This window comes from Scandinavium hiltneri, from assembly GCF_024764835.1.
Lineage (GTDB): Bacteria > Pseudomonadota > Gammaproteobacteria > Enterobacterales > Enterobacteriaceae > Scandinavium > Scandinavium hiltneri.
On the sequence record NZ_JALIGE010000076.1, the window covers coordinates 517,038 to 543,861 of the forward strand.

A 26,824-nucleotide genomic window follows, 5' to 3' on the forward strand; every position below is an offset into this window, starting at 1 on the left:
TGTTATAGGCTCGACAGTGCGCTGGGGGTATCGTCCCGGGCGACAAAATGCCCAGGGCTAACCTGAACCAGCGGCACGCTGGCAATCTCTTCTCCCCGCGGATAAATATTGCCGGGCAGCTCGTCGGACAGCAGTACGCGCTGCGGTCGACGGTGCGTCGGGTCAGCCACCGGCACGGCGGCCATCAGCTTGCGGGTATACGGGTGCTGCGGGTTTTCAAATACGGCATTACGCGGGCCAATTTCGACAATTCGCCCGCGGTACATCACCGCCACGCGATGGCTGATACGCTCAACCACGGCCATATCGTGGGAAATAAACAGGTACGCCATGCCCATTTCCCGCTGCAAATCGAGCAGCAGGTTGATTATCTGCGCGCGAATCGACACGTCCAGCGCGGATACCGCCTCATCGGCAATCACCACTTTTGGGTTGAGCGCCAGCGCGCGGGCGATGCAAATTCGCTGGCGCTGGCCGCCAGAAAACTCGTGCGGGTAACGCCAGGCGTGCTCCGGCTGTAGCCCGACGCGTTCAAGCAGCCACGCCACCCGACGTCGGGCATCGGCTTCCGGCAGCGTGTTATGCACCCGCAGCGGTTCAAGAATTGAATAACCGACGGTTTGCCGCGGATCAAGCGAAGCCCACGGGTCCTGAAAAATAAACTGGATGTCGCGCCGCAGCGGCTGAAGCTGGCTGTCCGACAACGTATCGATACGTTTCCCGTTGAACGTCATGTTGCCGCTTTGCGACTCCACCAACCGTAACAGCGCGCGCCCGGTCGTCGATTTCCCGGAACCGGATTCGCCCACCAGCGCCAGCGTTTCGCCGGGCCATAAATCGAAACTCACCTTTTCCACCGCGTGTACTTCGCGGGTGACGCGGTTGAGAATGCCGCTGCGCAGTGGAAAACGGGTGACCAAATCACGCACCTGCAAAATCGGCTCACCGGGAACGACGGTGTCCTGCTCAGCGGGTTTGGCATCGGTGTTCAGCAGCGGGAAACTGCGCGGCAACGCGCTGCCACGCATGGCGCCCAGCCGCGGAACCGCAGCCAGCAACGCTTTGGTATACGGATGCTGTGGCGCGTGAAAAATTTGCTCGACGCTGCCGGTTTCCACCGCTTCGCCCTGGTACATCACCAATACACGATCGGCGATATCCGCCACTACGCCCATGTCGTGAGTGATAAAAATCACCCCCATCTCCATCTCTTTTTGCAACACGTCGATCAGCTGCAGAATTTGCGCCTGAATGGTGACATCCAGCGCGGTCGTCGGTTCGTCGGCAATCAGCACCACCGGACGACAGGAGAGCGCCATCGCAATCATCACTCGCTGGCGCATCCCGCCAGACAGCTGATGCGGGTAGCGCGCCAGAACAGTTTCGGCTTCCGGAATACGCACCTGATCGAGCATTTTCTTCGCGGCTTTCAGCGCATCGTCTCGCCCTAGCCCCTGATGCAGGCGGATAGATTCGGCTATCTGCTCGCCCACGGTAAATACCGGGTTCAGCGACGTCATGGGCTCCTGGAAGATCATCGCGATATCCGCCCCGCGCACGTGACGCATGTGCGACGCACTTTGAGCCGTCACGTCAATCACTTCGCGGTTACGTCGGCGAAGCATGAGTGTTTCGCTGTTCACCTCACCGCCGGACTGCTCCAGCAGGCGCATTAACGCCAGCGCGGTGACCGATTTCCCCGAACCGGATTCGCCGACAATCGCCAGCGTCTCGCCGCGCTTGAGGCTAAATGACAGATGCTTTACCGCCTGAACTGGCTGCTGTTCCTGCTGAAAAATAATGTTCAAATCACGCACCACCAGCACCTCGCTGGGGTCGATTTCATGGCTTTTCGGCACGCTTCCTCCTGTCACCGGTAGATGCCGACGGTAGGTGTATCGCCAACGTACGCGTACGCGCGGTACATCCCTTCGCTGTTGAACGGCATCACCACGTTGCCTTCACGGTCAATCGCAATCAGGCCACCGCTGCCGCCCAGGGCGGGAAGTTTTTCCATGACCACCCGCTCGCACGCATCCTGCAGGCTTAAATCGCTGTATTCCATCAGGGCCGAAATATCGTAGGCCGCAAGCGTGCGCATAAACACTTCACCGGTGCCGGTGCAGGACACCGCCACGCTGGCATTATTGGCATAACAGCCTGCGCCCGGCAGCGGGCTATCGCCCACGCGTCCGGGTAATTTGTTGGTCATTCCGCCGGTCGAAGTCGCGGCGGCGAGATTACCTGCTTTATCGAGCGCTACAGCCCCGACGGTGCCCATTTTTGTCTGTTCGTCCAGCGGTGAATCACTGTGATCGAGCCGCGTGTCTCCCGCAGCCTGAGCCTGTCGAAGCTGATACAGGCGTTCCGGCGTAGAAAACAAATCGTTACTGACCTTTTCCATCCCGTGCTGCACGGCAAATTTCTCGGCCCCTTCACCGATCAGCAGCACGTGCGGGCTTTGCTCGAGCACTGCACGCGCGGCGAGAACCGGATTGCGTAAATGCTTAATGCCCGCCACCGCGCCCGCTTGCAGGGAATAGCCATCCATCACGCAGGCATCGAGTTCGTGCGTTTCATCGGCGGTAAACACCGCCCCGGTCCCGGCGTTGAACAACGGGCACTCTTCCAGCAACCGTACGGCCTCGGTCACTACGTCCAGCGCGCTGGCTCCGGCCTCCAGCATTTTCTGCCCGGTTTCGACTATCGACGACAGCGCGATGACGTATTGCTGTTCGCGTTCTGGCGACATATTGCCACGGGTTATCGCCCCGGCACCGCCATGAATGGCAATCGCTGCATGACTCATTACGCCCTTCCCTTCGGCTGAAAAAATGCTTTTTCTATAAATATCATTATTGTGCCGATTAATTTATATGATTTTTGAATATAGAAAGCGCTGTCGGTGCTGTAAAGGCATCCGCGCCCCTGACATACAGTCGAGGTCGCTTTTCTGCCATAATGGGCGCAACAGACGAATTGTCGCAGGAGTAACGTAATGGATTTTAACGCCGGACTGATGCCGCTCGATGTAGCGCTGACGCAAATGCTCGACCGTATTTCCCCGCTGCATGACACCGAAACGCTGCCGCTGATGCAGGCCTTTGGCCGTATTACTGCCAAAGATGTGGTTTCCCCGCTCGACGTGCCGGGCTTTGATAATTCGGCGATGGACGGCTACGCCGTGCGTCTGATCGACCTCGCCGACGGTCAACCGCTGCCTTTGGCGGGCAAAGCCTTCGCCGGACAGCCGTTCGACGGTGAATGGCCGACAGGTACCTGCGTGCGCATCATGACCGGCGCGCCTGTGCCACCAGGCTGCGACGCGGTGGTGATGCAGGAAGAAACCGAGCAAACCGATAACGGCGTACGCTTCTCCGCCCGCGTTAACGCGGGTCAGAATATTCGCCGCCGCGGCGAAGACATCACCGCCGGTAGTGCGGTCTTCCCGCGTGGTACGCGCCTGACCGTCGCGGAGCTGCCGGTGCTGGCCTCGCTCGGCATCCCACAGGTTGAAGTGGTGCGCAAAGTGCGTGTGGCGGTGTTCTCCACCGGCGATGAGCTGAAGCTACCCGGCGAACAGCTGGCAGCGGGGCAGATTTATGATACCAATCGCCTGGCGGTGCATCTGATGCTCGAACAGCTGGGTTGTGAGGTGATTAATCTCGGCATTATTCCTGACTCCCAGGAAAAACTGCGCGCGGCCTTTATCGCCGCTGATTCGCAGGCCGATGTGGTTATCAGTTCCGGCGGCGTGTCGGTAGGCGAAGCGGATTACACCAAAACCATTCTTGATGAGCTGGGCGAAATCGCATTCTGGAAGCTCGCCATCAAGCCGGGCAAACCTTTTGCTTTCGGCAAACTGAACCACAGCTGGTTCTGCGGCTTGCCGGGCAACCCGGTTTCTGCCGCGCTGACGTTCTATCAGCTGGTCCAGCCGCTACTGGCGAAACTGAGCGGTAATCCGGATTCTGGCCTGTCACCGCGTCTGCGGGTACAAACCACCACCCGACTGAAAAAATCGCCGGGCCGTCTCGATTTCCAGCGCGGGGTACTGACCCGCAACGCAGAAGGTGATTTAAGCGTCGCCACCACCGGACATCAGGGTTCACACGTGTTCAGTTCGTTCAGCCAGGGCAACTGTTTTATCGTACTGGAACGCTGCCGCGGCAACGTTGACGCGGGCGAATGGGTGGAAGTTGAACCGTTTAACGCGCTGTTCGGGGGGCTGTAATGAGCGTGGAACTGAGTGATGCGGAGATGCTGCGCTACAACCGGCAAATCGTGTTGCGCGGTTTCGACTTTGACGGTCAGGAAAAGCTGAAAGCCTCGCGAGCGTTGATTGTTGGCTTAGGCGGTTTAGGCTGCGCCGCCGCGCAATATCTGGCAGCGGCGGGTGTAGGTCAGATGACGCTGCTCGATTTCGACACCGTGTCGCTGTCAAACCTGCAACGCCAGACGCTGCACAGCGATGCCAGGATAGGTCAGCCGAAAGTCGAGTCTGCCCGCGATTCGCTGTCCCGGATCAATCCGCACGTGCAGTTGATCTGCATAGATTCGCAGCTCGACGATGCGGCGCTCGCAGCGCAAATCGCAGCGCACGACGTGGTACTCGACTGTACCGATAACGTGCAGATTCGTAATCAGCTCAACGCGGGCTGTTTTCAGCATAAAACGCCGTTGGTTTCCGGGGCAGCCATTCGAATGGAAGGGCAGATCAGCGTATTCACCTATCAGGCTGGCGAACCGTGTTATCGCTGCCTGAGTCGTCTGTTCGGTGAAAACGCCCTCACCTGCGTCGAGGCCGGCGTGATGGCCCCGCTGGTCGGCGTTATCGGTTCGATGCAGGCAATGGAAGCCATTAAGCTTCTGGCCGCTTACGGCACACCGGCTGCCGGGAAAATCGTGATGTACGACGCGATGACCTGTCAGTTTCGGGAGATGAAGCTGATGCGGTTTACTGGATGTGAGATATGTCGTCCGGTCTGAGCCACTCTGCCCGGCGGCACTGCGTTGTGCTCGGGTCTACAAAAGCGTAGGCCAGGTAAGCGCAGCGCCACCGGGCATAAAATGACAATTCCATTCTTCCAAACGCCTCCAGCCAATCCTGTCCGAACTTATCAATAGCAGCAACCGCTCGCTTTGTTGACGCACATCAAAATCACTTTCATTCGAAAGCTATTTAATCTTTATACGAAATCAAAGAGGCGATTTATGATTTTCAATATTCAGCGCTATTCCACCCACGATGGCCCCGGCATCCGCACCGTTGTCTTTATGAAAGGCTGCTCACTCGGCTGCCGCTGGTGCCAGAATCCGGAAAGTCGGGCCCGCACGCAGGACCTGCTGTTTGACGCACGTTTGTGTCTCGATGGCTGCGACCTTTGCCAGCAAGCGGCGCCGGGGGTGATTGAACGCGCGCTGAATGGTCTGGTTATCCATCGTGAAAAGCTCGAACAATCGCATCTGGATGCGCTCGTCGAGTGTTGTCCCACGCAGGCGCTGACGGTGTGTGGCGAACGCAAAAGCGTGGACGACATTATGGCCACCGTCCTGCGCGATAAACCGTTTTACGATCGCAGCGGTGGCGGCCTGACGCTTTCCGGCGGCGAGCCGTTTATGAACCCGGAACTGGCGCTTGAACTGCTGAAAACCAGCCACGACCAGGGCATTCATACCGCCGTCGAAACCTGCCTGCATGTGCCGTGGAAATATATCGAACCCGCCCTACCGTACATCGACCTGTTCCTCGCTGATTTAAAGCATGTCGATGCAGACAAATTTATGCAGTGGACAGACGGCTCGTCAAAACGCGTGCTCGACAACCTGAAACGGCTGGCGTCGGCGGGCAAAAAGATGACCATCCGCGTGCCGCTTATCCAGGGATTTAACGCCGATGAGGCCTCGATTGAAGCCATTACCGAATTCGCCGCGACCGAACTGCACGTCAGCGACATTCACTTTTTACCCTATCACACGCTCGGCATGAACAAATATAGCCTGCTTGGCGTGCCCTATTCTGCCCCAGATAAGCCGCTCGATGCCGCGGAGTTGCTGGAATTTGCCCAGCAAACTGCACAGGCAAAAGGGCTGACTGCGACCCTACGAGGATAATACGATGACCACCCTGAAACTCGACCAACTGACCGACCGCATTCAGGCGCATAAAAATGCGCTGGTAAATATCGTGAAGCCGCCGGTCTGTACCGAGCGCGCACAGCATTACACCTCGGTTTATCAGGGCAACATGGATAAACCGATTCCAGTTCGCCGCGCGCTGGCGCTGGCCCACCACCTCGCCGGGCGCACTATCTGGATCAAGCACGACGAGCTGATTATCGGTAACCAGGCGAGCCTTGTGCGCGCCGCACCGATTTTCCCGGAATACACCGTCAGCTGGATTGAGAAAGAGATTGATGACCTCGCCGATCGTCCGGGCGCGGGCTTTGCGGTGAGCGAAGAGAACAAACGCGTTCTGCATGAAATTTGCCCGTGGTGGAATGGTCAGACGGTGCAGGACCGCTGCTATGGCATGTTCACCGATGAACAAAAAGCGTTGCTGGCGACCGGGATTATCAAAGCGGAAGGCAACATGACCTCCGGCGATGCGCATCTGGCAGTGAATTTCCCGCTGCTGCTGGAAAAAGGCCTCGACGGCCTGCGCGAAAAAGTGGCCGAACGCCGTTCGCGCATTAACCTGACGGTGCTGGAAGACCTGCACGGCGAGCAGTTCCTGAAAGGTATTGATATCGTGCTGGAAGCCGTCAGTCTGCACATCAGCCGCTTTGCCGAACTTGCGCGGAAAATGGCAAGCGAAGAACGTCGCGAAACGCGTCGGGGCGAGCTGTTGACCATGGCTGAAAACTGCGACGTTATCGCCCACCAGCCGCCAAAATCTTTCTGGCAGGCGCTGCAGCTGTGTTATTTCATTCAGCTGATTCTGCAAATTGAATCCAACGGTCATTCAGTATCGTTTGGCCGTATGGACCAGTATCTGTATCCGTTCTACCGTCGCGACGTGGAGCTGAACCATTCACTCGATCGCGAAATGGCGATTGAGCTGCTGCACAGCTGCTGGCTGAAGCTGCTGGAAGTGAACAAGATCCGCTCCGGCTCGCACTCTAAAGCCTCTGCGGGAAGCCCGCTGTATCAGAACGTGACCATCGGCGGCCAGAAACTGGTAAACGGCGACGCAATTGACGCGGTGAATCCGCTCTCCTATGCGATTCTGGAATCCTGCGGTCGTCTTCGATCGACGCAGCCAAACCTCAGCGTGCGCTATCACGCGGGAATGAGTAGCGACTTCCTCGACGCCTGCGTGCAGGTGATCCGCTGCGGGTTCGGGATGCCCGCTTTCAACAACGACGAAATTGTTATCCCGGAATTCATCAAGCTCGGCGTGGAAAAACAGGACGCCTACGACTATGCCGCCATCGGCTGCATCGAAACCGCGGTCGGCGGAAAATGGGGCTATCGCTGTACCGGTATGAGCTTTATCAACTTCGCCCGCGTGATGCTGGCGGCGATGGAAGGCGGGCGCGATGCCACCAGCGGCGAGGTATTCCTGCCGCAGGCGAAAGCGCTGTCGCAGGGTAATTTCGCCGGTTTCGAACAGATAATGGCGGCCTGGGATACGCAGATCCGCTATTACACCCGCAAATCGATAGAAATCGAATACGTGGTCGACACCATGCTGGAAGAAAACGTGCCTGATATTCTGTGCTCGGCGCTGGTTGACGACTGCATTGAACGCGCGAAAAGCATTAAAGAAGGCGGCGCGAAGTATGACTGGGTGTCTGGCCTTCAGGTGGGCATCGCCAACCTCGGCAACAGCCTGGCGGCGGTGAAAAAACTGGTGTTCGAACAGGGCGTTATTGGGCAGCAACAGCTCGCCGCCGCGCTGGCGGATGATTTCGACGGTCTGACCCACGAACAGCTGCGCCAGCGTTTGATCAACGGCGCGCCGAAATACGGAAATGACGATGACACCGTGGATGAGCTGCTGGTGCGCGCGTATCAAACATACATTGATGAGCTGAAGCAGTATCACAACCCGCGTCACGGTCGTGGCCCGATCGGCGGGGATTACTACGCCGGAACGTCGTCGATTTCCGCGAACGTGCCGTTTGGTGCGGCGACCATGGCCACACCGGATGGACGCAAGGCGCATACTCCGCTGGCGGAAGGCGCCAGCCCGGCGTCCGGCACCGACCATCTCGGCCCAACGGCGGTGATTGGCTCGGTCGGGAAACTGCCGACGGCGGCAATCCTCGGCGGCGTGCTGTTAAATCAGAAGCTGAACCCGGCCACCCTCGATAACGACAGCGACCGTCAGAAGCTTATGGCGCTGCTGCGCACCTTCTTCGAAGTGCATAAAGGCTGGCATATTCAGTACAACATCGTGTCGCGCGAAACGCTGCTGGAAGCGAAAAAACACCCGGACCAGTATCGTGACCTGGTGGTACGCGTGGCGGGGTATTCGGCGTTCTTCACTGCTCTTTCGCCGGATGCGCAGGACGATATTATCGCCCGTACTGAGCATACGCTGTAAGGCGTTCAATGCCGGTTGCGCTTCGCTGAGCGGCTTACAGGATCGAATCCTGTAGGCCAGGCATGCAACGCGCCGCCGGGCATTTCATCGCATTCCATCTTTCGAATGAAATAAATTTGTGCTCCTCGTCACATTGTAATTAGAATGTTGCTGGTCGCAGTCACAGCCAGGAGCCCTCGTATGACCGTTAACGTTATCGTCACCGATATGGACGGAACTTTTCTCAATGATGCCAAGCAGTACTCTCGCGAACGCTTTTTGGCGCAGTTCCAGCAGCTTAAGCAGCGCGGCATCGAGTTCGTTGTTGCCAGCGGCAATCAGTACTATCAACTGATTTCCTTCTTCCCTGAGATCCGCGATCAGATTTCCTTCGTCGCCGAAAACGGTGCGCTGGTCTATCAGCACGGTCATGAACTGTTCCACGGCGAACTGACGCGCCACGAATCCCAGGTGGTGATTGGCGAACTGCTGAAAGACCCTCAGCTGAATTTCGTGGCCTGTGGCCTGGAAAGCGCCTACGTCAGCGATAAAGCACCCGAGGAATTCGTTAAACTGATGTCGAAACACTACCATCGCCTGAAGCCAGTTTCTGACTATCAGCATATCGATGACAAGATTTTCAAGTTCTCTCTGAACCTGCCGGACAGCGAAATCCCGCAGCTAATCGATGCCCTGCACGTTTCGCTAGATGGAATCATGAAGCCCGTTACCAGCGGCTTCGGCTTTGTCGATTTAATTATCCCTGGCCTGCATAAAGCCAACGGTATCAGCCGCCTGCTGAAAAACTGGCAGCTTTCGCCGAGCGATTGCGTCGGCATTGGCGACAGCGGCAACGACGCCGAAATGCTGAAGCTGGTGAAATACTCGTTTGCGATGGCCAATGCGGCGGACAGCATCAAAGCCATCGCTCGCTACCAGACCGACGACAACAATCACGACGGCGCACTGAATGTTATTCAGGCCGTGCTGGATAACGCTTCCCCGTTCGACGCCTGACAAAACGCCGGAGCGTCCTGCTCCGGCAACGCCTTGTTTATCCTGCCCAGATACTCCCTCCTTTTCTCAACATTCAGCAATCGTGAAACGCATCAAATTATTTAACTTGCATTAACCTCTTTTTAACCTAAAGTATCACTTGTAAGTTAAATTACCTTCGAATGAAAGATTGAGAGGTCAATCATGGCGCTTACCTTTACCCGTTCAACCCTGCCTGCCGATCACAAAGCGGCTATCCGTGAAATGAAAAAAGCACTGCGTGCGCAAATTGGCGACGTGCAGGCCGTATTCGACCAGCTCACAGCACACATCGAAGCCCGCCTGGCAGAGATCGATGCCCTGAAAGCCGCCGGGAACCCCGTCTGGCCGGTGGTGGCCTATAGCGACCTTGCCAGCGGCAAGGTGACAGAGGCCCAGCGCGAGGAAATCAAACATCGCGGCTGCGCGGTGATTAAAGGGCAATTCTCGCGCGAGCAGGCGCTGGACTGGGATCGTTCGATGCTCGACTATCTGGATCGCAATCACTTTGACGCGGTGTACAAAGGGCCTGGCGATAACTTCTTCGGCACCCTGACCGCCTCGCGCCCGGAGATCTATCCGATCTACTGGTCACAGGCCCAAATGCAGGCGCGCCAGAGCAATGAAATGGCCGCGGTGCAGTCATTCCTGAATCGTCTGTGGCGTTTTGAGAGTGAAGGCAAACAGTGGTTCAACCCGGACGTGAGCGTCATTTATCCGGACCGCATTCGCCGTCGCCCACCGGGAACCACCTCGAAAGGCCTCGGCGCGCATACCGATTCCGGGGCGCTGGAACGCTGGCTGCTTCCTGCTTATCAGCAGGTATTCGCCAACGTATTTAACGGCGATTTCACCAAATTCGATCCGTGGGATGCCGCGCATCGCACGGAAGTTGAAGAGTACACCGTGGAGAACACCACCAAATGCTCGGTATTCCGTACCTTCCAGGGCTGGACGGCGCTGTCAGAGATGATCCCGGATCAAGGCCTGCTGCACGTGGTGCCGATTCCGGAAGCGATGGCGTACGTTCTGCTACGTCCGCTGCTGGACGATGTGCCAGAAGATGAGTTGTGCGGCGTAGCACCGGGCCGCGTGCTGCCGATTTCCGAGCAGTGGCACCCGCTGCTGATCAAAGCGCAAACCTCCATTCCGGCGCTGGATCCGGGGGATTCTGTATGGTGGCACTGCGACGTGATTCACTCTGTGGCACCTGTGAGCGAGCAACAGGGCTGGGGCAACGTGATGTACATCCCGGCGGCCCCGATGTGCGATAAAAATCGGGCCTACGCGCAAAAGGTGAAAGTCGCGCTGGAAAGTGGCGCGTCGCCAGGCGACTTCCCTCGCGAAGATTATGAAGCCACGTGGGAAGACCGCTTTACCCTCAGCGATCTGAACATTCACGGGAAGCGCGCGTTGGGAATGGAGATTTAATCGTCGTACAACCCTTCGCGTTCCACGGCGGTACGTCGCGTTCCCGGACGTATCCGCCGCACCGATTCCCGCACCGCCAGGGTGCCGTGCAGCAACAGCGATCCACACGGCGCTTCCGGGCGAATCAGACGCTGTTGCAGCATCTGCACTGCTTCGGTGCCCAGTTCATCGCGCGGCACATGAATCGCTGTCAGCGGAACGTCCTGGATTGCCGCCAGATTAAAACCGTCGATGCTCATGACTGATACATCTTGCGGCACCCGCAGCCCACGTTTTTGCAGCGCACTTATCGTCCCTGCCGCCATAAAATCGCCCCCCACCAGAAATGCCGTCGGCAGCGTTTTGCCCTCCTGCATATCCAGCCAGGCACCGACTTTTTCCTCGGTTTCTTTGGCACTGAAGCTCGGCACCGCAATCAAATCACGTGCATCCTGAAAGCGTAAATTGCCGTTCTTCCACGCTTCACGAATGCCCACCAGCCGCAGCTCCATGGTGTAGCGTCGCAGACACATGACGTTCACGACCGCGCGGTGGCCCATGTCAAAGAGGTAGCTCGCAGCAAACTGGCCGATCAGCCGGTGATCCGGCGCAATCGATGGCAGGCGCATTCGTTCATCGCGGCAGTTGATCAGTACGCAGGGTTTGGCGAAATCCACCGCCAGATCGTGAATGTGCGGATCGTCGATGCCGAGCAGGATCGCCGCCTGCGTTTCGCCTTCGTTCATTCGCGCCAGAAACAGGTTGGCGTCACTGTCGTTCTCCTCCAGCGCGCAATACCGCAGGCGTACCTCGTGAGGGGACAGCGCCTTATTGATGCTCTGAATGACACGGTAATAAAAGATATCGGAACGTTCGTCGAAGGCGCGCTGTGGTGCAAACACAATCAGACTGTTGAGCAGCATTCTTCCGGCTGCCATGCCATCCATCACGCCCAACTCTCGGGCGCAGCTCAACACCCGGTCTCGCGCTTTTTCGCTGGTGTTAGCTTTGCCCGCCAGCACCCGGGAAACCGTGCTGGCAGAGAGCCCGGTTCGCGTGGCAATTTCAGCGATTTTGAGCTTTTTATCCATTCTGTGATCTACCTCCATTTTGCAAATGAAAGAATTTTCACGTGCATTTCCCCCGCTATTTAAGGGGATAAAATGCGTTCAAAGGGAGTATATCCCTGACTCATGAAAAAACTTGCATAAATTGCACTATTGCCACTCTTTTTTCTGCCATACCCTAAATTGGCCTGACAACTTCCATACTAGTTATCTGGAAGATGACTAAAAGAAAACCATTAGGTTTCAAGAAAATATAAAAGCGGTATGACAACTCTTGCACTGAGTGGGTCATCTTTCCCCCTACAAACCGTCTTGTGGAGAATTCTATGAGCCAAGGTATTAATAACGATATGACGGCCAGCAAATCGCGTCGCGTGGTGAAAAATCTGCGCTGGTGGATGTTGGTGCTTTTCCTTCTCGGCGTCACCGTTAACTACATTACACGCAACTCTCTGGGCATCCTTGCGCCCGAGCTCGAAAAAGAGCTCGGGATCAATAGCGCGCAATACTCTTATATTGTCGGTGCCTTTCAGCTCGCCTATACGATGTTCCAGCCGTTGTGTGGCTGGTTGATTGACGTTATCGGCCTCAAGCTTGGCTTTATGATTTGTGCATCGCTATGGGCTATCGCCTGTATCGCCCACGCCGGGGCCGGAAGCTGGCTGCACATGGCGGTGCTGCGCTTTGGGATGGGCGCGACAGAAGCGGCGGCCACACCGGCGAATGCCAAAACTATCGGCGAATGGTTCCCGAAATCTGAACGTCCCGTCGCCGCCGGTTGGGCCGGAGTCGGCTTCTCAATTGGCGCGATGTTAGCCCCGCCTATCATCTACTTTGCTCACGCCTCTTTCGGCTGGCAGGGTGCGTTTATGTTTACCGGTTTTCTCGCGTTAGTGTGGGTCGCTTTATGGTGGGCATTCTACTACAACCCGGAACAGCACCCGAATCTGAGCAAAGAGGAACTGGCCCACATTCAGCAGGATAATGAACCCCCGGCCGTTAAACTGCCGTTCCTCAAAGCCCTGAGCAATATCAGCAAAAACAAACGCTTCTACGGTATCGCGATCCCGGCCTTTATGGCAGAACCGGCCTGGGCGGTAATGAGCTTCTGGGTGCCGCTGTATCTGGCAAAAACCTACGGCATGGATCTGAAACAGATTGCCCTCTTCGCCTGGCTGCCGTTCCTTGCTGCTGACCTCGGCAGCGTCGCCAGCGGTTATCTGACCAAATTGTATGTCCGCGTGTTCGGCTGCACTCGCGTCAATTCGGTGGTCGCCTCCTCCGTTTCCGGCGCGTTTCTGATGTTGTCGCTGGCGATGATGGCGTTTACCACTAATCCCTACGTGGCAATTGCCCTGATCTCTGTCGGCGGTTTTGGCCACCAGATAATCTCCTGCATGTTGAGCGCCCTGGTGGTTGAGTCATTCGACAAAGGCCAGATGGCGACGGTAAATGGCATGCGTGGCTCCGCTGCGTGGATCGCCAGCTTCGCCTTCTCGCTGATTATTGGGGTCACTGCCGACAAAATCGGCTTTAACCCGCTGTTTATCGCCATGGGGTTCTTCGACCTGATTGGCGCTGTATTCCTGGTTGCATTTATTGCTGAACGTCGCGCCAAGCGCGCCTGATAACAGGTTTTATTATTATGAAAACACTTAAAAACTGGACATTCGAAAAACAATCCGCTCATCACGTTGAGCTGCTGGTCGACGGGCAACACACCCTGTGCCTGTACATGTTGGAAGAAAATCTGTTTCGCGTACTGCTCAAACGTCAGGGTAAACTGGCCCTCGATAAAACCTGGAGCATTGCACCTGACCAGGACGTGCCGTGGGAGGGTCGCTCTCGCGATGACGTTTCCGGGTTCAGCCTGCCATCGTGGACACTCGATAAACAGACCGACAAACTGACCATCAGCACTTCACAGCTGCGTGTGACGGTTCATCAACCACTGTGGCTCGAGTGGCACTACCGCAATGACGCGGGCGAATGGCAATACCTGACCGGCGACCGTCCGACCAGCGCCTATCTGGTGAACGCCCACGGCGACGGCGTGGCCCATTATCTGAAGCGTCAGAAAGACGAGCGCTTCTACGGCCTCGGTGAGAAAGCAGGTGATTTACAGCGCACCGGCAAACGTTTTGAAATGCGTAACCTCGATGCGATGGGCTATAACGCCGCCAGCACCGACCCACTGTACAAACACATCCCGTTCACCATCACCCGCCGTGATGATGTAAGCGTCGGCCTGTTTTATGACAACCTGAGCAGCAGCTGGCTTGACCTCGGTAACGAACTCGACAACTATCACACCGCCTACCGCCGCTGGCAGGCAGAAGCAGGTGATATCGACTATTACCTGTTCACCGGCAAACGCGTGCTGGATATCACCAAAGCCTTCGTTCGCCTGACCGGGAAAACGCTGTTTGGCCCGAAATGGAGCCTGGGCTACAGCGGCTCAACCATGCATTACACCGATGCGCCGGACGCGCAAAACCAACTGATGAACTTTATTCGCCTGTGCGACGAACACGCCATTCCGTGCGATTCATTCCAGCTGTCGTCCGGCTACACCTCAATTAACGGCAAGCGCTACGTGTTCAACTGGAACGATGACAAAGTGCCGCAGCCGAAAGTGATGAGCCAGGCGTTCCACGACGCAGGCCTCAAGCTGGCGGCCAACATTAAGCCGTGCCTGTTGCAGGATCACCCGCGCTATAACGAAGTGGCGGAAAAAGGGTTGTTCGTGCGTGACTCCGATGCGAATGCGCCAGAACGTTCGGTATTCTGGGACGACGAAGGCTCGCATCTCGATTTTACCAACCCGGCGACCGTGGCCTGGTGGCAGGCAGGTGTAACCAGCCAATTGCTGGAAATGGGCATCGACTCGACCTGGAATGATAACAACGAATACGAAGTGTGGGACGGTGAAGCCCGCTGCCACGGCTTCGGGAAGGAAATCGCCATCAAGCACGTGCGTCCGGTGATGCCGCTGCTGATGATGCGCGCCTCAATGGAAGCACAGCAGCGTTTCGCGCCAGAAAAACGTCCGTACCTGATTTCCCGTTCAGGCTGCGCCGGGATGCAGCGCTACGTGCAAACCTGGAGCGGTGACAACCGCACCAACTGGCAGACGCTGCGCTACAACACCCGCATGGGCGTGGGTATGAGTCTGTCCGGCCTGTTTAACGTCGGTCACGATGTTGGTGGGTTCTCGGGCGATAAACCCGACGCTGAGCTGTTCGTGCGCTGGGTGCAAAACGGCGTGATGCATCCGCGCTTTACCATTCACTCGTGGAATGACGACCAGACCGTTAACGAACCGTGGATGTATCCGGGCATCACTCCGGCAATTCGTGGCGCGATTGAGTTGCGTTACCGTCTGCTGCCGTATCTCTACACCCTGCTGTGGCAGGCGCACGCCGACGACGAGCCGATGCTGCGCCCGACGTTCCTCGATCACGAACACGATGCGCAGACTTTTGAAGAGTGCGATGACTTTATGCTGGGCCGCGACCTGCTGGTTGCCAGCGTTGTTGAAGAAGGTCAGCGCCAGCGTGCGCTCTGGTTGCCTGACAACGAAACCGGTTGGTACGATTTCTACACTGGCGAGTGGTTCTCCGGCGGTCAGCAGATTACCGTTGATGCGCCGTTGGAAAAACTGCCGCTACTGGTGCGCGCGGGTGCAGGTTTACCGCTGAGCGATCGCATTAAACACGTTAAGCCAGAAACAGACATCCGTCGCGAGCTGAAACTGTTCCCACTGAAAGGTGTGGGCCGTGACCGCGGTCTGTTGTTTGAAGATGATGGCGAAACCTGGGGCTATAAAGAGGGCAACGCGCTGTGGCTGGAGTGGGAAATGGAATGCTCCGCCAGCGCCATCAATTTGACGTTCAATCCGCGCGGGGATTTCCGCCCGGCATGGAAAGCCTTGCAGGTGACGTTACCTGCGGGCGAAAAACGTCAGCTGCTGATTAACGGCGAAGCCGTCAGCGAGTGGCATCTGATGTAATCTTTGCGAGGCCGCTCTCACCCGGGAGCGACTGAGTAAAGCATGTCTATCTGTAACAAAGTACGCCGCGGGTGTAATCACTCGTGGCGTTTTTTATGCGCCGGTTATAACGTAAGAGTGCCCTTCCCCTAGCGGAATTCAAACAATGAAAGTACTGGCTGCTGTTGTTGTTGCATTGACTCTCTGTTCCACCAGCGCGATGGCATTTCAGGCAAAGCCTTCGCCTGAAATCGCCACGACGTCGGGTACCACGAAACCCACGGCCATCAGCCGTTTTTCTGGCGATGATAACGACGGTACGATTGCCCAGGCTTACGGCCCGGGAACTTTCACCAGCGCGCCGACAACCAGCAACGGTTATGCCGTTCCTGTACCTCATCATCATTAAAGTCGTTCACCATACCCTGCCGTGGCAGGGTATTTTACTTTCACACCGCAGCAATCAGAAAACCTATCAGCACACAGTACAGCGTCAAATTTAGCAGGGTCAGAACGATAATCATCGCAGTGCCTCTCCGGTCAGGTCGCCCGGTTTTTAATTGTTAACCATCATCAGGCGAATAAACGCCAGTACGGCGACGCTACAGATAATCCAGTTTCGGATGCCGGTCAGGAGCGCTACCCGCTGCTGAACGTTGGCCTGCGCACTCTGTCGACGGCTGTGCGACAGACACTCCTGGATGACATCGTTGCGGGTGATATTGCGCAGCACTTTGTTGCCAATAACCTGCTCCTGCGCGTTCATGTCGGTCACGCTTATCGTCACATAGTAAACCTGCGCAGCTTCCCGCACGTGGTAACGATAGAGGGTGGTTTCGGCCCCGCTTGTGTAAAACGAAAACTCTCTCATAAACCCTCCTGCAACTGAAAATTCAGTCGCTATTTCTCCATATAATTGTGCAGAAATGATGGCGAGATTGCGGGATCGACGAGTCGTTGCAGAAAGGTTGATAAAAGTGGGCAGAAACGTATTGCGAGGGAAGGGAGTAATATACCCCGGCGACATGCGCCGGGGTGACAAGCTCTTAGTCGTCGATACCTTTGCTGCGCAGGTAGTCTTCGTAGTTACCGCTGAAGTCGATCACGCGCTCTGGCGTAATTTCGATAACGCGGGTTGCCAGTGAAGAGACGAACTCACGGTCATGGGAAACGAAAATCAGGGTGCCCTGATACATTTCCAGCGCCATGTTCAGCGATTCAATGGATTCCATATCCAGGTGGTTGGTGGGTTCATCCATCACCAGAATGTTTGGTTTTTCCATCATCAATTTACCGAACAGCATACGACCCTTCTCACCACCGGAGAGCACTTTCGCCGGTTTTTTGATGTCGTCCTGGCTGAACAGCAAACGGCCAAGGAAGCTGCGTACAACCTGCTCGTCGTCGCCTTCCTGCTTCCACTGGCTCATCCAGTCGAACACGCTGAGATCGTTTTCGAACTCGTATTCGTGATCCTGGGCGTAATAACCAATTTTGGCGTTTTCAGACCACTTCACGGTACCGCTTTCTGGGGTTAAATCACCGACCAGGGTTTTCAGCAGGGTAGATTTACCCACGCCGTTGGTGCCGAGGATAGCCAGCTTCTCGCCCACTTCCATCAGCAGTTTGACGTTTTTGAACAGCGGGCCGTTATCGAAGCCTTTGGTCAGGTTTTCCACTTCCAGTGCGTTACGGAACAGTTTCTTGTCCTGCTCGAAGCGCATGAACGGGTTCTGACGGCTGGAGGCTTTCACTTCGTCCAGCTTGATTTTATCAATCTGACGAGCGCGAGACGTTGCCTGACGAGATTTGGAGGCGTTAGCACTGAAGCGGCTGACGAAAGATTGCAGGTCAGCAATCTGTGCCTTTTTCTTGGCGTTGTCAGACAGCAGACGCTCACGCGCCTGGGTAGCCGCAGTCATGTACTCATCGTAGTTGCCCGAGTAAACGCGCAGCTCACCGTAGTCCAGATCCGCCATGTGCGTACAAACCATATTCAGGAAGTGACGGTCGTGCGAGATGATGATCATGGTGCTGTTGCGTTCGTTGAGCACGCTTTCCAGCCAGCGAATGGTGTCGATATCCAGGTTGTTCGTCGGTTCATCGAGCAGCAGAATGTCTGGGTTTGCAAACAGCGCCTGGGCCAGTAACACACGCAGCTTCCAGCCTGGCGCGACTTCACTCATCGGACCGTAATGCTGTTCCAGTGGAATACCCACACCGAGAAGCAGTTCACCGGCGCGGGACTCCGCGGTGTAGCCGTCCATTTCGCCGTAGGTGACTTCCAGATCCGCCACTTTGTAACCGTCTTCTTCGGTCATTTCAGCGAGGCCGTAGATACGATCGCGTTCCTGTTTCACTTCCCACAGCTCGGCGTGACCCATAATAACGGTATCAAGCACGGTGAACTCTTCGAAGGCGAACTGATCCTGACGCAGCTTACCGATGCGTTCGTTTGGATCGAGAGAAACGTTGCCGAGGGTCGGATCTAAGTCCCCCCCCAAAATTTTCATGAAGGTGGATTTACCGCTTCCGTTAGCGCCAATCAGGCCGTAACGGTTGCCGCCGCCAAATTTGACGGAGATGTTTTCAAATAGCGGCTTACTGCCGAACTGCATGGTGACGTTGCTGGTAACTAACACGGGCGTATCCTAAAAGATGTGACTAACGGCCTATTTTGCCACAATTGGGAATAAAAATCGCCTTACTCGTGCAGGCGCTAAACTGTCAGCATAAAGCCGAAAGGTGAAAAAAATGTGATTTCGGCCACATCTGATTTCCCTGTGGCGTAGAATGGACATATAATACGCTCCCATTAAGAGTTCCATTTCTCCCACAACAGCCTGCGTGGCACCGATACTTCGTATAAGATGAAAATGAAAATATCTACGCTTTTCGCGGCAGCTCTTGCCGTTATGGGCTTTTGCAATACTGCATCGGCTGTGACCTATCCTCTGCCAACCGACGGTAGCCGTCTGATTGGACAGAACCAAGTCATCACAATCCCTGATGAGAACAAGCAGCCGCTCGAGTATTTCGCGGCACAGTATCAGATGGGTCTGTCCAACATGACCGAAGCTAACCCGGGTATTGACGTGTATCTGCCGAAAGGCGGTAGCGTGTTGAATATTCCGCAGCAGCTGATCCTGCCAGATACCCCGCATGAAGGCATCGTTATCAACAGTGCGGAAATGCGCCTGTATTACTACCCGGCGGGTACCAATACCGTGATCGTTCTGCCAATCGGTATCGGTCAGCTGGGTAAAGATACGCCGGTCAACTGGATCACCAAAGTTGAACGTAAGAAAGCGGGCCCAACCTGGACGCCGACGGCGAAAATGCATGCGGAATACGCCGAAGCCGGTAACCCGCTGCCTGCCGTTGTGCCTGCGGGTCCGGACAACCCTATGGGTCTGTACGCGCTGTATATCGGCCGTCTGTATGCTATTCACGGGACCAACGCCAACTTCGGTATCGGCCTGCGTGTGAGCCACGGCTGTGTGCGTCTGCGTACCGAAGACATCAAATTCCTGTTCCAGAACGTGCCAGTCGGTACGCGCGTACAGTTTATTGATGAGCCGGTTAAAGCGACCACTGAGCCAGACGGTAGCCGCTACATTGAAGTTCACAACCCACTGTCCACCACCGATGCACAGTTTACTGGTGGTGAAGTGGTGCCGATTACGCTGAACAAATCAGTTCAGACGGTAACGGGTCAGGCGGATGTGGATACCAAAGTGGTAGACCAGGCCATACAGGATCGTTCCGGGATGCCAGTTCGTCTGAACTGATAATCGGATACAGAACACAAAAAAGGCGGATTGAAAAATCTGCCTTTTTTTATAACTGCTGCTTTGATTAACCGTTATTCACAATCACAATCCCACCGTGATCGTAGCGGTAATGACAATGGGCATACTCCAGCGGCGTGCCGTCTTCCAGATAAATCACCTGCTCGACTTCCAGCACCGGGTCACCCGCTTCGCAGAGTAAATGCTGCTGTTCCAGTTCACCCGGTTTGATGGCCCGCACCACGCGATACGACCCCATAATCTTTAGCCCCAGCGTTTCGACAAACTGAAACACCGAGCTTTCCAGATGGCTTTTATTCAGACCAGGGACCAGATTCACCGGCATGACCGTCGCATCCAGTGACATCGGTTCGCCGTTCAGCAGACGCAAACGGACAAAATCGTATACCGGCGCATCGGCGTTAATCAGCAGCGACGACTGCTCTTTTTCGTTGGGAAAACGCAGGTCGAACCTCACTACCTGACTACTGACCGTGCCCAGATGCTCCCACGTTTTGGTCGCACCAAAATAGTCGGTACCGGGCAAATCCCACTGTGAAAGCTGGAGGAAATTCTTGCGCACAAAAGTGCCCTGTCCCTGACGCGTGTAAATCAGCCCTTCGACGATCAGCTGGCGAATCGCCTGCTGAATAGTCATGCGGCTGGTCTGAAACTCAGCCGCAAGTGCAAACTGATCGGGCAACGGTGAGCTGGCGGGATAGCGCTGGCTGATAATCCGCTTCTTAATTTCCCGCGCGATAGTAAGATATTTCGCCGCCATTGTTACGCATCCTGGTCATTTATCCCATTGTTTCTTAAGGCCACTCGCTCTGAAATCTTGAGGAAAGGCAGGTAGAAGAATACACCAAAGACAATGATTATCAACTGAACGACTACCGCCCTCCAGTCCCCTGCCGTCGCCAGCCAGGCGCTGAGGACCGGCGGTGTTGTCCAGGGGATCATCACCACGCAGCGCGACATTAATCCGAGCGTGGTACAGACCCAGGCGAAGAAAATACCGATGGCGGGCAGCAGTACAAACGGGATCATCAGCGGCACGTTGAACACAATCGGCAGACCAAAAATCACCGGCTCGTTGATATTAAACAGGCCCGGCGTTATCGCCAGTCGTGCCACCTGCTTCGACGCTTTCTGACGCGAGAACAGGAAGATAGCAATCAGCAGCGAAATGGTGCTGCCGGTGCCGCCGACCATGCCAAACGTCGGGACGAAAATGTTGTTAATGATGTGTGGAATAGGCTGCCCTGCGGCATACGCCAGCATGTTCTCATTGGTGTTAATCAGCAGGAACGGCTCCAGCACCACGCTGTTCACCACCGACTGGTGAATCCCTAGCGTGAACAGGAAGTTACCGAAACTGTAGATAAAAAGAGTGCCCGGCAGGCTGGTGTTGATCAACCGCAGCGGCTGCTGAATCAGCGTCGTTATCAGATGTATCAGGTCGGTGTGCAGCAAATTACTCAGCAGTGCTGCGAAAACCGCAAACAGCGAGAGCGTAATAATCGTCGGCAGCAGCGATGAAAACGACTGGCTTACCGCAGGCGGCACGTTGTCGCCGAGATTGATTTCCAGCTGCTTAAACTGCGCAATGCGGATAAAAATCTCCGTCGACAGCAGGCCAATAATCACCCCGGCGAAGATCCCAGTGGAACCAATGTTGGCGAAGGTCAAAATCGACGTCAGGCTCACTGCCACTTTGCCGCCAACCGGCACCATATCGACCTGCATCGGCATCATAATAATGAAACTGCACAGCGCAATGACGACGGCCGAAACCGGGTTACCAAAGTTTTTGTTACGCGCCAGCGACCACGCAATCATTGGCGCGATGAGCAGCGCGGCAATGTTGAGCGTACCGTTGATAATCGCCTCCCCCCAGACCTTGAAGCGCACTAACGTTTCGCCTTCAAAAATCCACGGGAACACCACGTTGTTCACCAGCACAGCAAGCCCTGCCAGAATAAATATTGGCATGACACCGGCAAACGCGTCGCGCAACGAACGCAGGTGAACCTGGTTCGCGATGCGCGCCGAAAACTCCACGAAGCGATCGGTAAAAGACTGCATATTGGATGTAACGTTATCAGACATTTGCAGAGACCTTTTCTTCACTCACTCGTATCCCCGCCAACGTTCGCGCTGACGGGGAGAAACCCGGCTGGCCCTGAGATTACATCTCGTCGCCGTTGCTGCGGATCGCCTGTTTCAACCATGCGTAGCTTTTCTTCGGCACGCGTTTCAAGTCTTTCAGATCGTGGTTATCGCGGTTGACATACACCACGCCGTAGCGCTTACGCATGTCGCCCTGCGAACTCAGAATGTCGATAAGCCCCCAGCCGAGATAGCCAATCACCTCCGCGCCATCCTCTAAAATCGCCTCTTTCATGGCGTTGATATGGTCACGGTGATAGGCGATGCGGTAGTCATCGGCGACAGGATTCTCGCCATCCCAGGATTCAATGACGCCAATGCCGTTTTCAATCGGGAACACTGGCATCCGCCAGTCGTTGTAATAACGGGTGATGATGCTGCGAAAGCCGAGCGGATCAATTTGCCAGTTCCATTCGGTGGCTTTCAGATACGGGTTATTTTTATCGCCGTATTTCAGGTAATAGTTAACCTCGGTGCCTTCCGGGATCGGATCGGTATCCAGCGTGCGGCTGGCGTAGTAGCTGAACGCCATGTAGTCGTTTTTGTTGCGGGCAATCAACGCTAAATCCTCTTCGCGATAGATATCGTCGAAGCCTTCGCGCTTCACCACCGCCATCACTTCCGGGCTGTAGCCTTCACCTGCGTACACGCGCAGCAGGTTCTGGTTGAGGAATTCGTCATACTGTTGCGCACAGAAAATATCGCGCGGTTTGCAGGTCGCCGGATAGATAAGCTGGTGCGCTAGCATGCCGCCCATCAGTTTACCGGGCTTGGTTTCGTGCAGATACTGCGTCAGCTGCACATGTGCCACCATGGTGTGATGCTGAATTTCGTACAGTTCGCGCAGGGTTTCTTCTCCGCGCAGATAGCCCGAAATGCGGAACGCGATTGGCATGTGGAAAATGTTCTGCTCGTTGAAGGTCAGCCAGTACTTCACCTTGTCGCCGTAGCAGTCGATCATCTTTTGCCCGTAGCGCACGAATGCATCCATCACCCGGCGGTCGTTAAAACCGTTGTACTCTTCGGCCAGCGCCAGCGGCATGTCGAAGTGATAGAGGCAGATCATTGGCTCGATGCCGCGGGCAATCAGCCCGTCGATGAAACGGTGATAAAACGCGATCCCTTCTTCGTTAAACGCACCGTCACCGGTCGGGCATACGCGGCTCCAGGCAATCTGGAAACGGTAGCAGTTCATGCCCAAATCCTGCATTAAATCAAAATCTTCTTCGAAGCGATGATACGAATCCGTGGCCACTTTCCAGTCGGACGCAAACTCGCCCGGCTCACGAATGTCATACACCGATTTACCTTTACCGCCCTCGTTCCATGCCCCTTCGGTCTGCATGCTGGAAACCGAGTTACCCCACAAAAAATCCTTCGGCAGTTTGTTCATTGTCGCTCTCCGCTAATATGACTAGTCATTTAAATTTAATGACTAGTCATATAGAACTAAATGACAAATCAGGCAAAAGGCTTGTGTTGTTTTTGTGAGCAGATTCGAAAAGATAGTACTGTCGCCATGCCGTTCTTGCCCGTTTATCAACACTTCCTCAATGAACTGATATTTGTGACGGCGTCATTCGACTTCAGGCTCTAAGCTCTTTTCATTGCGAAGAAAACAAAAAATTACAAACTACTAACAACATCTTTACTTATTTGTACTTCACTTCAATGGGGCGACACGGCCCGGCTATCAATAACCACTGCAACAGAACCACCAACGCTGTTCAACAATAAGCAGAGGAACTATCAGATGAGAAAAAGCTGGAAAGGTGTTGGCGTTCTGGCGTTTGCCGCCGGTTCGCTAATCCGCACCGGTGGTGCGGTGGCGGAAGACCCAACGAATACGCCTGCTCCGCCCCCCGACAATAAGAAACCCAATATCATCCTGATTGTTTCGGATGATACGGGCTACGGCGATTTGGGGGTTTATGGCGGTGGCCCTGGCCGCGGCATGCCGACCCCAAACCTGGACCGCATGGCTGATGAAGGGATGACCTTCTTCGATTTCTACGGTCAGCCCAGCTGTACTCCAGGCAGGGCCGCCATGCAAACCGGACGCATTCCGAACCGTAGCGGGATGACGACCGTGGCCTTCCAGGGTCAAGGGGGCGGCCTGCCAAAAGAGGAATGGACCCTGGCCTCGGTGCTGAAAACCGGGGGCTATAAAACCTTCTTCACAGGTAAATGGCATTTGGGTGAAGCCGATTATGCGCTGCCTAACGCCCAGGGTTATGACGAAATGCGTTACGTCGGTCTCTATCACCTGAACGCCTACACCTATGCCGATCCGAAGTGGTTCCCGGATATGGATCCGAAACTACGTGAGATGTTCGCGCGTGTCACCCGCGGAGCCCTGTCGGGTAAAGCCGGCGAAGCGCCACATGAAGATTTCAAAGTCAACGGCGAGTATGTCAACACGCCGGTTATTGACGGTAAAGAAGGTGTGGTGGGTATACCGTTCTACGATCGCTATGTGGAAAAAGCCGCGATCGACTATCTCGATGCCAACAGCAAATCTAGCGAACCGTTCTTCATGAGTATCAACTTCATGAAAAACCACCAGCCAAACATGCCGGATCCTGACTATATCGGCAAATCAATGTCGAAGAGTAAGTACGCCGATTCAATGGTCGAAATGGATGCCCGCGTCGGTCATATCATGGATAAACTTCGCGAATTGGGTCTCGACAAAAATACCCTTGTAGTCTGGACCACCGACAACGGAGCCTGGCAGGATGTCTATCCCGATGCCGGGTATACGCCATTCCGTGGCACCAAAGGAACCGATCGTGAGGGCGGCAGTCGCGTGCCCGCCATCGCCTGGTGGCCGGGTAAAATCAAAGATCACAGCCGCAACTACGACATCGTCGGCGGTCTGGATTTGATGGCAACGTTCGCCTCTGTGGCAGACATCAAATTGCCTACAGAGGATCGTGCCGGCAAACCGATGATGTTCGACAGCTATGACATCTCGCCAGTGCTGTTCGGGACCGGGAAAGATCCGCGCAACAGCTGGTTCTACTTTACCGAAGATGAACTCACCCCTGGGGCCGTTCGCGTTGGCAACTATAAGGCAGTGTTCAACCTCCGTGGAGACGATGGCGTGAAAACAGGCGGTCTGGCGGTTGATTCTAACCTCGGCTGGAAAGGCCCCTCTTCCTATGTCGCTACCGTGCCGCAGATCTTCGACCTCTGGCAAGATCCACAGGAACGCTACGATATCTTTATGAACAACTATACCGAGCACACCTGGACGCTCGTGACCTTTAATGAGGCGATCAAGAACCTGATGCAGACCTACGTTAAATACCCGCCGCGTAAGAACCAGAGTGAAGGATACAGCGGCCCAATCACCCTGAGCCAGTATGAGCGTGTGAAAGGCGTTCGCGAGCAGCTGGAAAAACAAGGTTTCCAGATATCTCTGCCGACCGGCAACTGACGGCATCACCGGCCCCGTTTCGGGGCCGGACTTCTCATTTTTTAAGGCCGGACTATGAAAGAGAGCACCAAACTGCCACTGACACCGCTGGTCAATGCCGGACGCTATTTACCGCCATTGAAACGCCGTTACCATGTGATGGCCAAACCGTCTGGCTCCACCTGTAACCTCGACTGTAGCTACTGTTTTTACCTGCACAAAGAGCAACTGTTGCACCAGGATCGCGACAAAGGGATGAGCGATGAGGTACTGGAAAACTTTATCCGGCAGTATATCGCCACCCAGGACGGCGAAGAGATTGTCTTCTCCTGGCAAGGCGGCGAACCGACGTTAATGGGGCTCGATTTCTTTCGCAAAGTGGTGGAGTTACAAAAGAAATACCAGCCAAAACATCAACGCATTGAAAACGATCTACAGACGAATGGCTTTCTGATTAACGATGAGTGGGCGGAATTTCTCAAAGAACATCGCTTTCTGGTGGGCGTTTCGATTGATGGTCCACGGGAACTTCACGACCGTTATCGTGTGACGCGCAGCGGCAAACCCACCTTCGACCGCGTGATGCGTGGTATCGAAACGCTTAAACGCCACGGGGTGTCGTTCAATACTTTAGTCGTCATCAACCGCGTCAATGCCCGCTTCCCGAAGGAGGTGTATCACTTTCTGACCGAGACCGTGGGTTCGACCTATATCCAGTTTATTCCCTGCGTGGAACCCGTGGAATTTAAGCATACCGCACCACAGTTCTGGCGCGATGACACTATTCCGATCACCGGCACGCGCCGGGCGCACCCTGGCGATCTGGACTCAATTGTCACCGACTGGTCAGTCGATCCGGACGACTGGGGCAGCTTCCTGATTGGCGCTTTTGAGGAGTGGGTGAATCACGATCTCGGCCGGGTACAGGTCAACGTGTTTGAAACGGCTGTGGTGCAGACCATGGGACTGCCAGCACAGCTGTGCGTCACCGCCGAATTTTGCGGGAAAGCACTGGCGATGGAGAAAAATGGCGACGTTTTCTCTTGCGATCACTATGTCTATCCGGAGTATAAGCTCGGCAACATCCACCGGCAGTCGCTGGCACAAATGGTGTTTTCTGAACGCCAGCAGGCGTTTGGCATGGGCAAGAAAAATACCCTGCCTGAATACTGTAAAACCTGTCCTCACCTCAAACTTTGCTGGGGGGAGTGCCCAAAAAATCGCATCGTTCGTGCCCCCGATGGAGAAACCGGACTCAACTATCTCTGCCCGGGCCTGAAGGCATTTTTCAGTACCGCGAAACCGACGCTGGAAAAAATTGCGGCCATGATTCAGGCCTCTCCACCGCTATAAAAAAACCGGGTGGCCCCCTGGCCTACCCGGTTTTTATCCACGCCCCGGCACACC

At 55.4% G+C, this 26,824-nt stretch carries 20 protein-coding genes; 12 read left to right on the forward strand and 8 right to left on the reverse strand.

From position 1 onward, the window contains the following. Positions 1-2 precede the first annotated feature (2 nt). Together gsiA and iaaA are read right to left on the reverse strand one after the other, a co-directional pair. Entirely contained in the window at positions 3-1,859 is a 1,857-nt protein-coding gene (gene gsiA, locus MUU47_RS19965; RefSeq protein ID WP_258989901.1) for a glutathione ABC transporter ATP-binding protein GsiA, read from the reverse strand. A gap of 11 nt (positions 1,860-1,870) precedes the next feature. Continuing rightward, the gene (iaaA, locus tag MUU47_RS19970) at positions 1,871-2,809 is read right to left on the reverse strand and encodes a beta-aspartyl-peptidase (protein WP_258989902.1); all 939 of its coding nucleotides are present in this window, start codon (positions 2,807-2,809) and stop codon (positions 1,871-1,873) included. 189 nt (positions 2,810-2,998) lie between these two features. Here iaaA and moeA point away from each other — a divergent pair, with 189 nt between their 5' ends. The 6 genes from moeA (at position 2,999) to MUU47_RS20000 (ending at position 10,996) form a co-directional block, all read left to right on the forward strand. Then, positions 2,999-4,234 (forward strand): molybdopterin molybdotransferase MoeA, encoded by a 1,236-nt coding sequence (moeA, locus tag MUU47_RS19975; RefSeq protein WP_258989903.1) that lies wholly within the window; start codon positions 2,999-3,001, stop codon positions 4,232-4,234. After that, a complete protein-coding gene (gene moeB / locus MUU47_RS19980; protein ID WP_258989904.1) occupies positions 4,234-4,989 on the forward strand; it encodes a molybdopterin-synthase adenylyltransferase MoeB in 756 nt (251 codons plus the stop codon). The genes moeA and moeB overlap by 1 nt, the downstream gene beginning before the upstream one ends. 225 nt (positions 4,990-5,214) lie before the next feature. Next, a complete protein-coding gene (locus MUU47_RS19985; protein WP_258989905.1) occupies positions 5,215-6,114 on the forward strand; it encodes a glycyl-radical enzyme activating protein in 900 nt (299 codons plus the stop codon). A 4-nt stretch (positions 6,115-6,118) separates the two neighbouring features. Next, entirely contained in the window at positions 6,119-8,551 is a 2,433-nt protein-coding gene (locus MUU47_RS19990; protein ID WP_258989907.1) for a formate C-acetyltransferase/glycerol dehydratase family glycyl radical enzyme, read from the forward strand. A 180-nt stretch (positions 8,552-8,731) separates the two neighbouring features. Further along, the gene (locus tag MUU47_RS19995; RefSeq protein WP_258989909.1) at positions 8,732-9,547 is read left to right on the forward strand and encodes a Cof-type HAD-IIB family hydrolase; all 816 of its coding nucleotides are present in this window, start codon (positions 8,732-8,734) and stop codon (positions 9,545-9,547) included. A 183-nt stretch (positions 9,548-9,730) separates the two neighbouring features. After that, positions 9,731-10,996 carry a DUF1479 domain-containing protein gene (locus MUU47_RS20000; RefSeq protein ID WP_258989911.1) on the forward strand — a complete coding sequence of 422 codons (1,266 nt, stop codon included), beginning with the start codon at positions 9,731-9,733 and terminating at the stop codon, positions 10,994-10,996. On the opposite strand, the gene MUU47_RS20005 is transcribed toward MUU47_RS20000, so the two are convergent. Continuing rightward, a complete protein-coding gene (locus tag MUU47_RS20005) occupies positions 10,993-12,084 on the reverse strand; it encodes a LacI family DNA-binding transcriptional regulator (protein ID WP_258989913.1) in 1,092 nt (363 codons plus the stop codon). The two genes, MUU47_RS20000 and MUU47_RS20005, sit on opposite strands and share 4 nt — an antisense overlap. Positions 12,085-12,368: 284 nt before the next feature. Here MUU47_RS20005 and MUU47_RS20010 point away from each other — a divergent pair, with 284 nt between their 5' ends. From MUU47_RS20010 to MUU47_RS20020, 3 genes are all read left to right on the forward strand, one after another. Next, positions 12,369-13,670 (forward strand): MFS transporter, encoded by a 1,302-nt coding sequence (locus MUU47_RS20010; protein WP_258989914.1) that lies wholly within the window; start codon positions 12,369-12,371, stop codon positions 13,668-13,670. Positions 13,671-13,687: 17 nt separating this feature from the next. Further along, the gene (locus MUU47_RS20015; RefSeq protein ID WP_258989915.1) at positions 13,688-16,054 is read left to right on the forward strand and encodes a glycoside hydrolase family 31 protein; all 2,367 of its coding nucleotides are present in this window, start codon (positions 13,688-13,690) and stop codon (positions 16,052-16,054) included. Between the two features lie 145 nt (positions 16,055-16,199). Then, positions 16,200-16,442, forward strand: coding sequence for a hypothetical protein (locus MUU47_RS20020; RefSeq protein WP_258989916.1), 243 nt, complete (start codon positions 16,200-16,202; stop codon positions 16,440-16,442). 147 nt (positions 16,443-16,589) lie between these two features. On the opposite strand, the gene MUU47_RS20025 is transcribed toward MUU47_RS20020, so the two are convergent. Next, entirely contained in the window at positions 16,590-16,904 is a 315-nt protein-coding gene (locus MUU47_RS20025; protein WP_258989917.1) for a hypothetical protein, read from the reverse strand. Between the two features lie 175 nt (positions 16,905-17,079). After that, entirely contained in the window at positions 17,080-18,675 is a 1,596-nt protein-coding gene (locus MUU47_RS20030) for an ABC-F family ATPase (RefSeq protein ID WP_110509994.1), read from the reverse strand. A 228-nt stretch (positions 18,676-18,903) separates the two neighbouring features. On the opposite strand from MUU47_RS20030, the gene ldtB reads away from it, so the two are divergent. Then, complete coding sequence (ldtB, locus tag MUU47_RS20035; RefSeq protein ID WP_258989918.1) at positions 18,904-19,824, forward strand: L,D-transpeptidase; 921 nt, start codon at positions 18,904-18,906, stop codon at positions 19,822-19,824. A gap of 67 nt (positions 19,825-19,891) precedes the next feature. Here ldtB and MUU47_RS20040 read toward each other — a convergent pair whose 3' ends face one another. The 3 genes from MUU47_RS20040 to MUU47_RS20050 form a co-directional block, all read right to left on the reverse strand. After that, a complete protein-coding gene (locus MUU47_RS20040; protein WP_258989919.1) occupies positions 19,892-20,605 on the reverse strand; it encodes a GntR family transcriptional regulator in 714 nt (237 codons plus the stop codon). Positions 20,606-20,607: 2 nt separating this feature from the next. Further along, positions 20,608-21,936, reverse strand: coding sequence for a PTS sugar transporter subunit IIC (locus tag MUU47_RS20045; protein ID WP_258989921.1), 1,329 nt, complete (start codon positions 21,934-21,936; stop codon positions 20,608-20,610). Between the two features lie 79 nt (positions 21,937-22,015). Beyond that, on the reverse strand, positions 22,016-23,389 hold the full coding sequence (locus MUU47_RS20050; RefSeq protein ID WP_258989922.1) for a glycoside hydrolase family 1 protein: 1,374 nt from the start codon (positions 23,387-23,389) through the stop codon (positions 22,016-22,018). Between the two features lie 360 nt (positions 23,390-23,749). On the opposite strand from MUU47_RS20050, the gene MUU47_RS20055 reads away from it, so the two are divergent. Further along, complete coding sequence (locus MUU47_RS20055) at positions 23,750-25,438, forward strand: arylsulfatase (RefSeq protein WP_258989923.1); 1,689 nt, start codon at positions 23,750-23,752, stop codon at positions 25,436-25,438. A 54-nt stretch (positions 25,439-25,492) separates the two neighbouring features. Then, positions 25,493-26,770 (forward strand): anaerobic sulfatase maturase, encoded by a 1,278-nt coding sequence (locus MUU47_RS20060; RefSeq protein ID WP_258989924.1) that lies wholly within the window; start codon positions 25,493-25,495, stop codon positions 26,768-26,770. Positions 26,771-26,824: the final 54 nt, after the last annotated feature.

Excerpts from the sequence above, each read along its gene's own strand:
- MUU47_RS19985 (WP_258989905.1), top strand. The coding sequence starts at position 5,215 with ATGATTTTCAATATTCAGCGCTATTCCACCCACGATGGCCCCGGCATC.
- MUU47_RS20010 (WP_258989914.1), top strand. The coding sequence starts at position 12,369 with ATGAGCCAAGGTATTAATAACGATATGACGGCCAGCAAATCGCGTCGC.
- ldtB (WP_258989918.1), top strand. The coding sequence starts at position 18,904 with ATGAAAATGAAAATATCTACGCTTTTCGCGGCAGCTCTTGCCGTTATG.
- moeB (WP_258989904.1), top strand. The coding sequence starts at position 4,234 with ATGAGCGTGGAACTGAGTGATGCGGAGATGCTGCGCTACAACCGGCAA.
- MUU47_RS20015 (WP_258989915.1), top strand. The coding sequence starts at position 13,688 with ATGAAAACACTTAAAAACTGGACATTCGAAAAACAATCCGCTCATCAC.
- MUU47_RS20045 (WP_258989921.1), bottom strand. The coding sequence starts at position 21,936 with ATGTCTGATAACGTTACATCCAATATGCAGTCTTTTACCGATCGCTTC.
- MUU47_RS20020 (WP_258989916.1), top strand. The coding sequence starts at position 16,200 with ATGAAAGTACTGGCTGCTGTTGTTGTTGCATTGACTCTCTGTTCCACC.
- MUU47_RS19995 (WP_258989909.1), top strand. The coding sequence starts at position 8,732 with ATGACCGTTAACGTTATCGTCACCGATATGGACGGAACTTTTCTCAAT.
- MUU47_RS20000 (WP_258989911.1), top strand. The coding sequence starts at position 9,731 with ATGGCGCTTACCTTTACCCGTTCAACCCTGCCTGCCGATCACAAAGCG.
- MUU47_RS20025 (WP_258989917.1), bottom strand. The coding sequence starts at position 16,904 with ATGAGAGAGTTTTCGTTTTACACAAGCGGGGCCGAAACCACCCTCTAT.
- MUU47_RS20050 (WP_258989922.1), bottom strand. The coding sequence starts at position 23,389 with ATGAACAAACTGCCGAAGGATTTTTTGTGGGGTAACTCGGTTTCCAGC.
- moeA (WP_258989903.1), top strand. The coding sequence starts at position 2,999 with ATGGATTTTAACGCCGGACTGATGCCGCTCGATGTAGCGCTGACGCAA.
- MUU47_RS20040 (WP_258989919.1), bottom strand. The coding sequence starts at position 20,605 with ATGGCGGCGAAATATCTTACTATCGCGCGGGAAATTAAGAAGCGGATT.
- MUU47_RS20055 (WP_258989923.1), top strand. The coding sequence starts at position 23,750 with ATGAGAAAAAGCTGGAAAGGTGTTGGCGTTCTGGCGTTTGCCGCCGGT.
- MUU47_RS20060 (WP_258989924.1), top strand. The coding sequence starts at position 25,493 with ATGAAAGAGAGCACCAAACTGCCACTGACACCGCTGGTCAATGCCGGA.
- iaaA (WP_258989902.1), bottom strand. The coding sequence starts at position 2,809 with ATGAGTCATGCAGCGATTGCCATTCATGGCGGTGCCGGGGCGATAACC.
- MUU47_RS20005 (WP_258989913.1), bottom strand. The coding sequence starts at position 12,084 with ATGGAGGTAGATCACAGAATGGATAAAAAGCTCAAAATCGCTGAAATT.
- MUU47_RS19990 (WP_258989907.1), top strand. The coding sequence starts at position 6,119 with ATGACCACCCTGAAACTCGACCAACTGACCGACCGCATTCAGGCGCAT.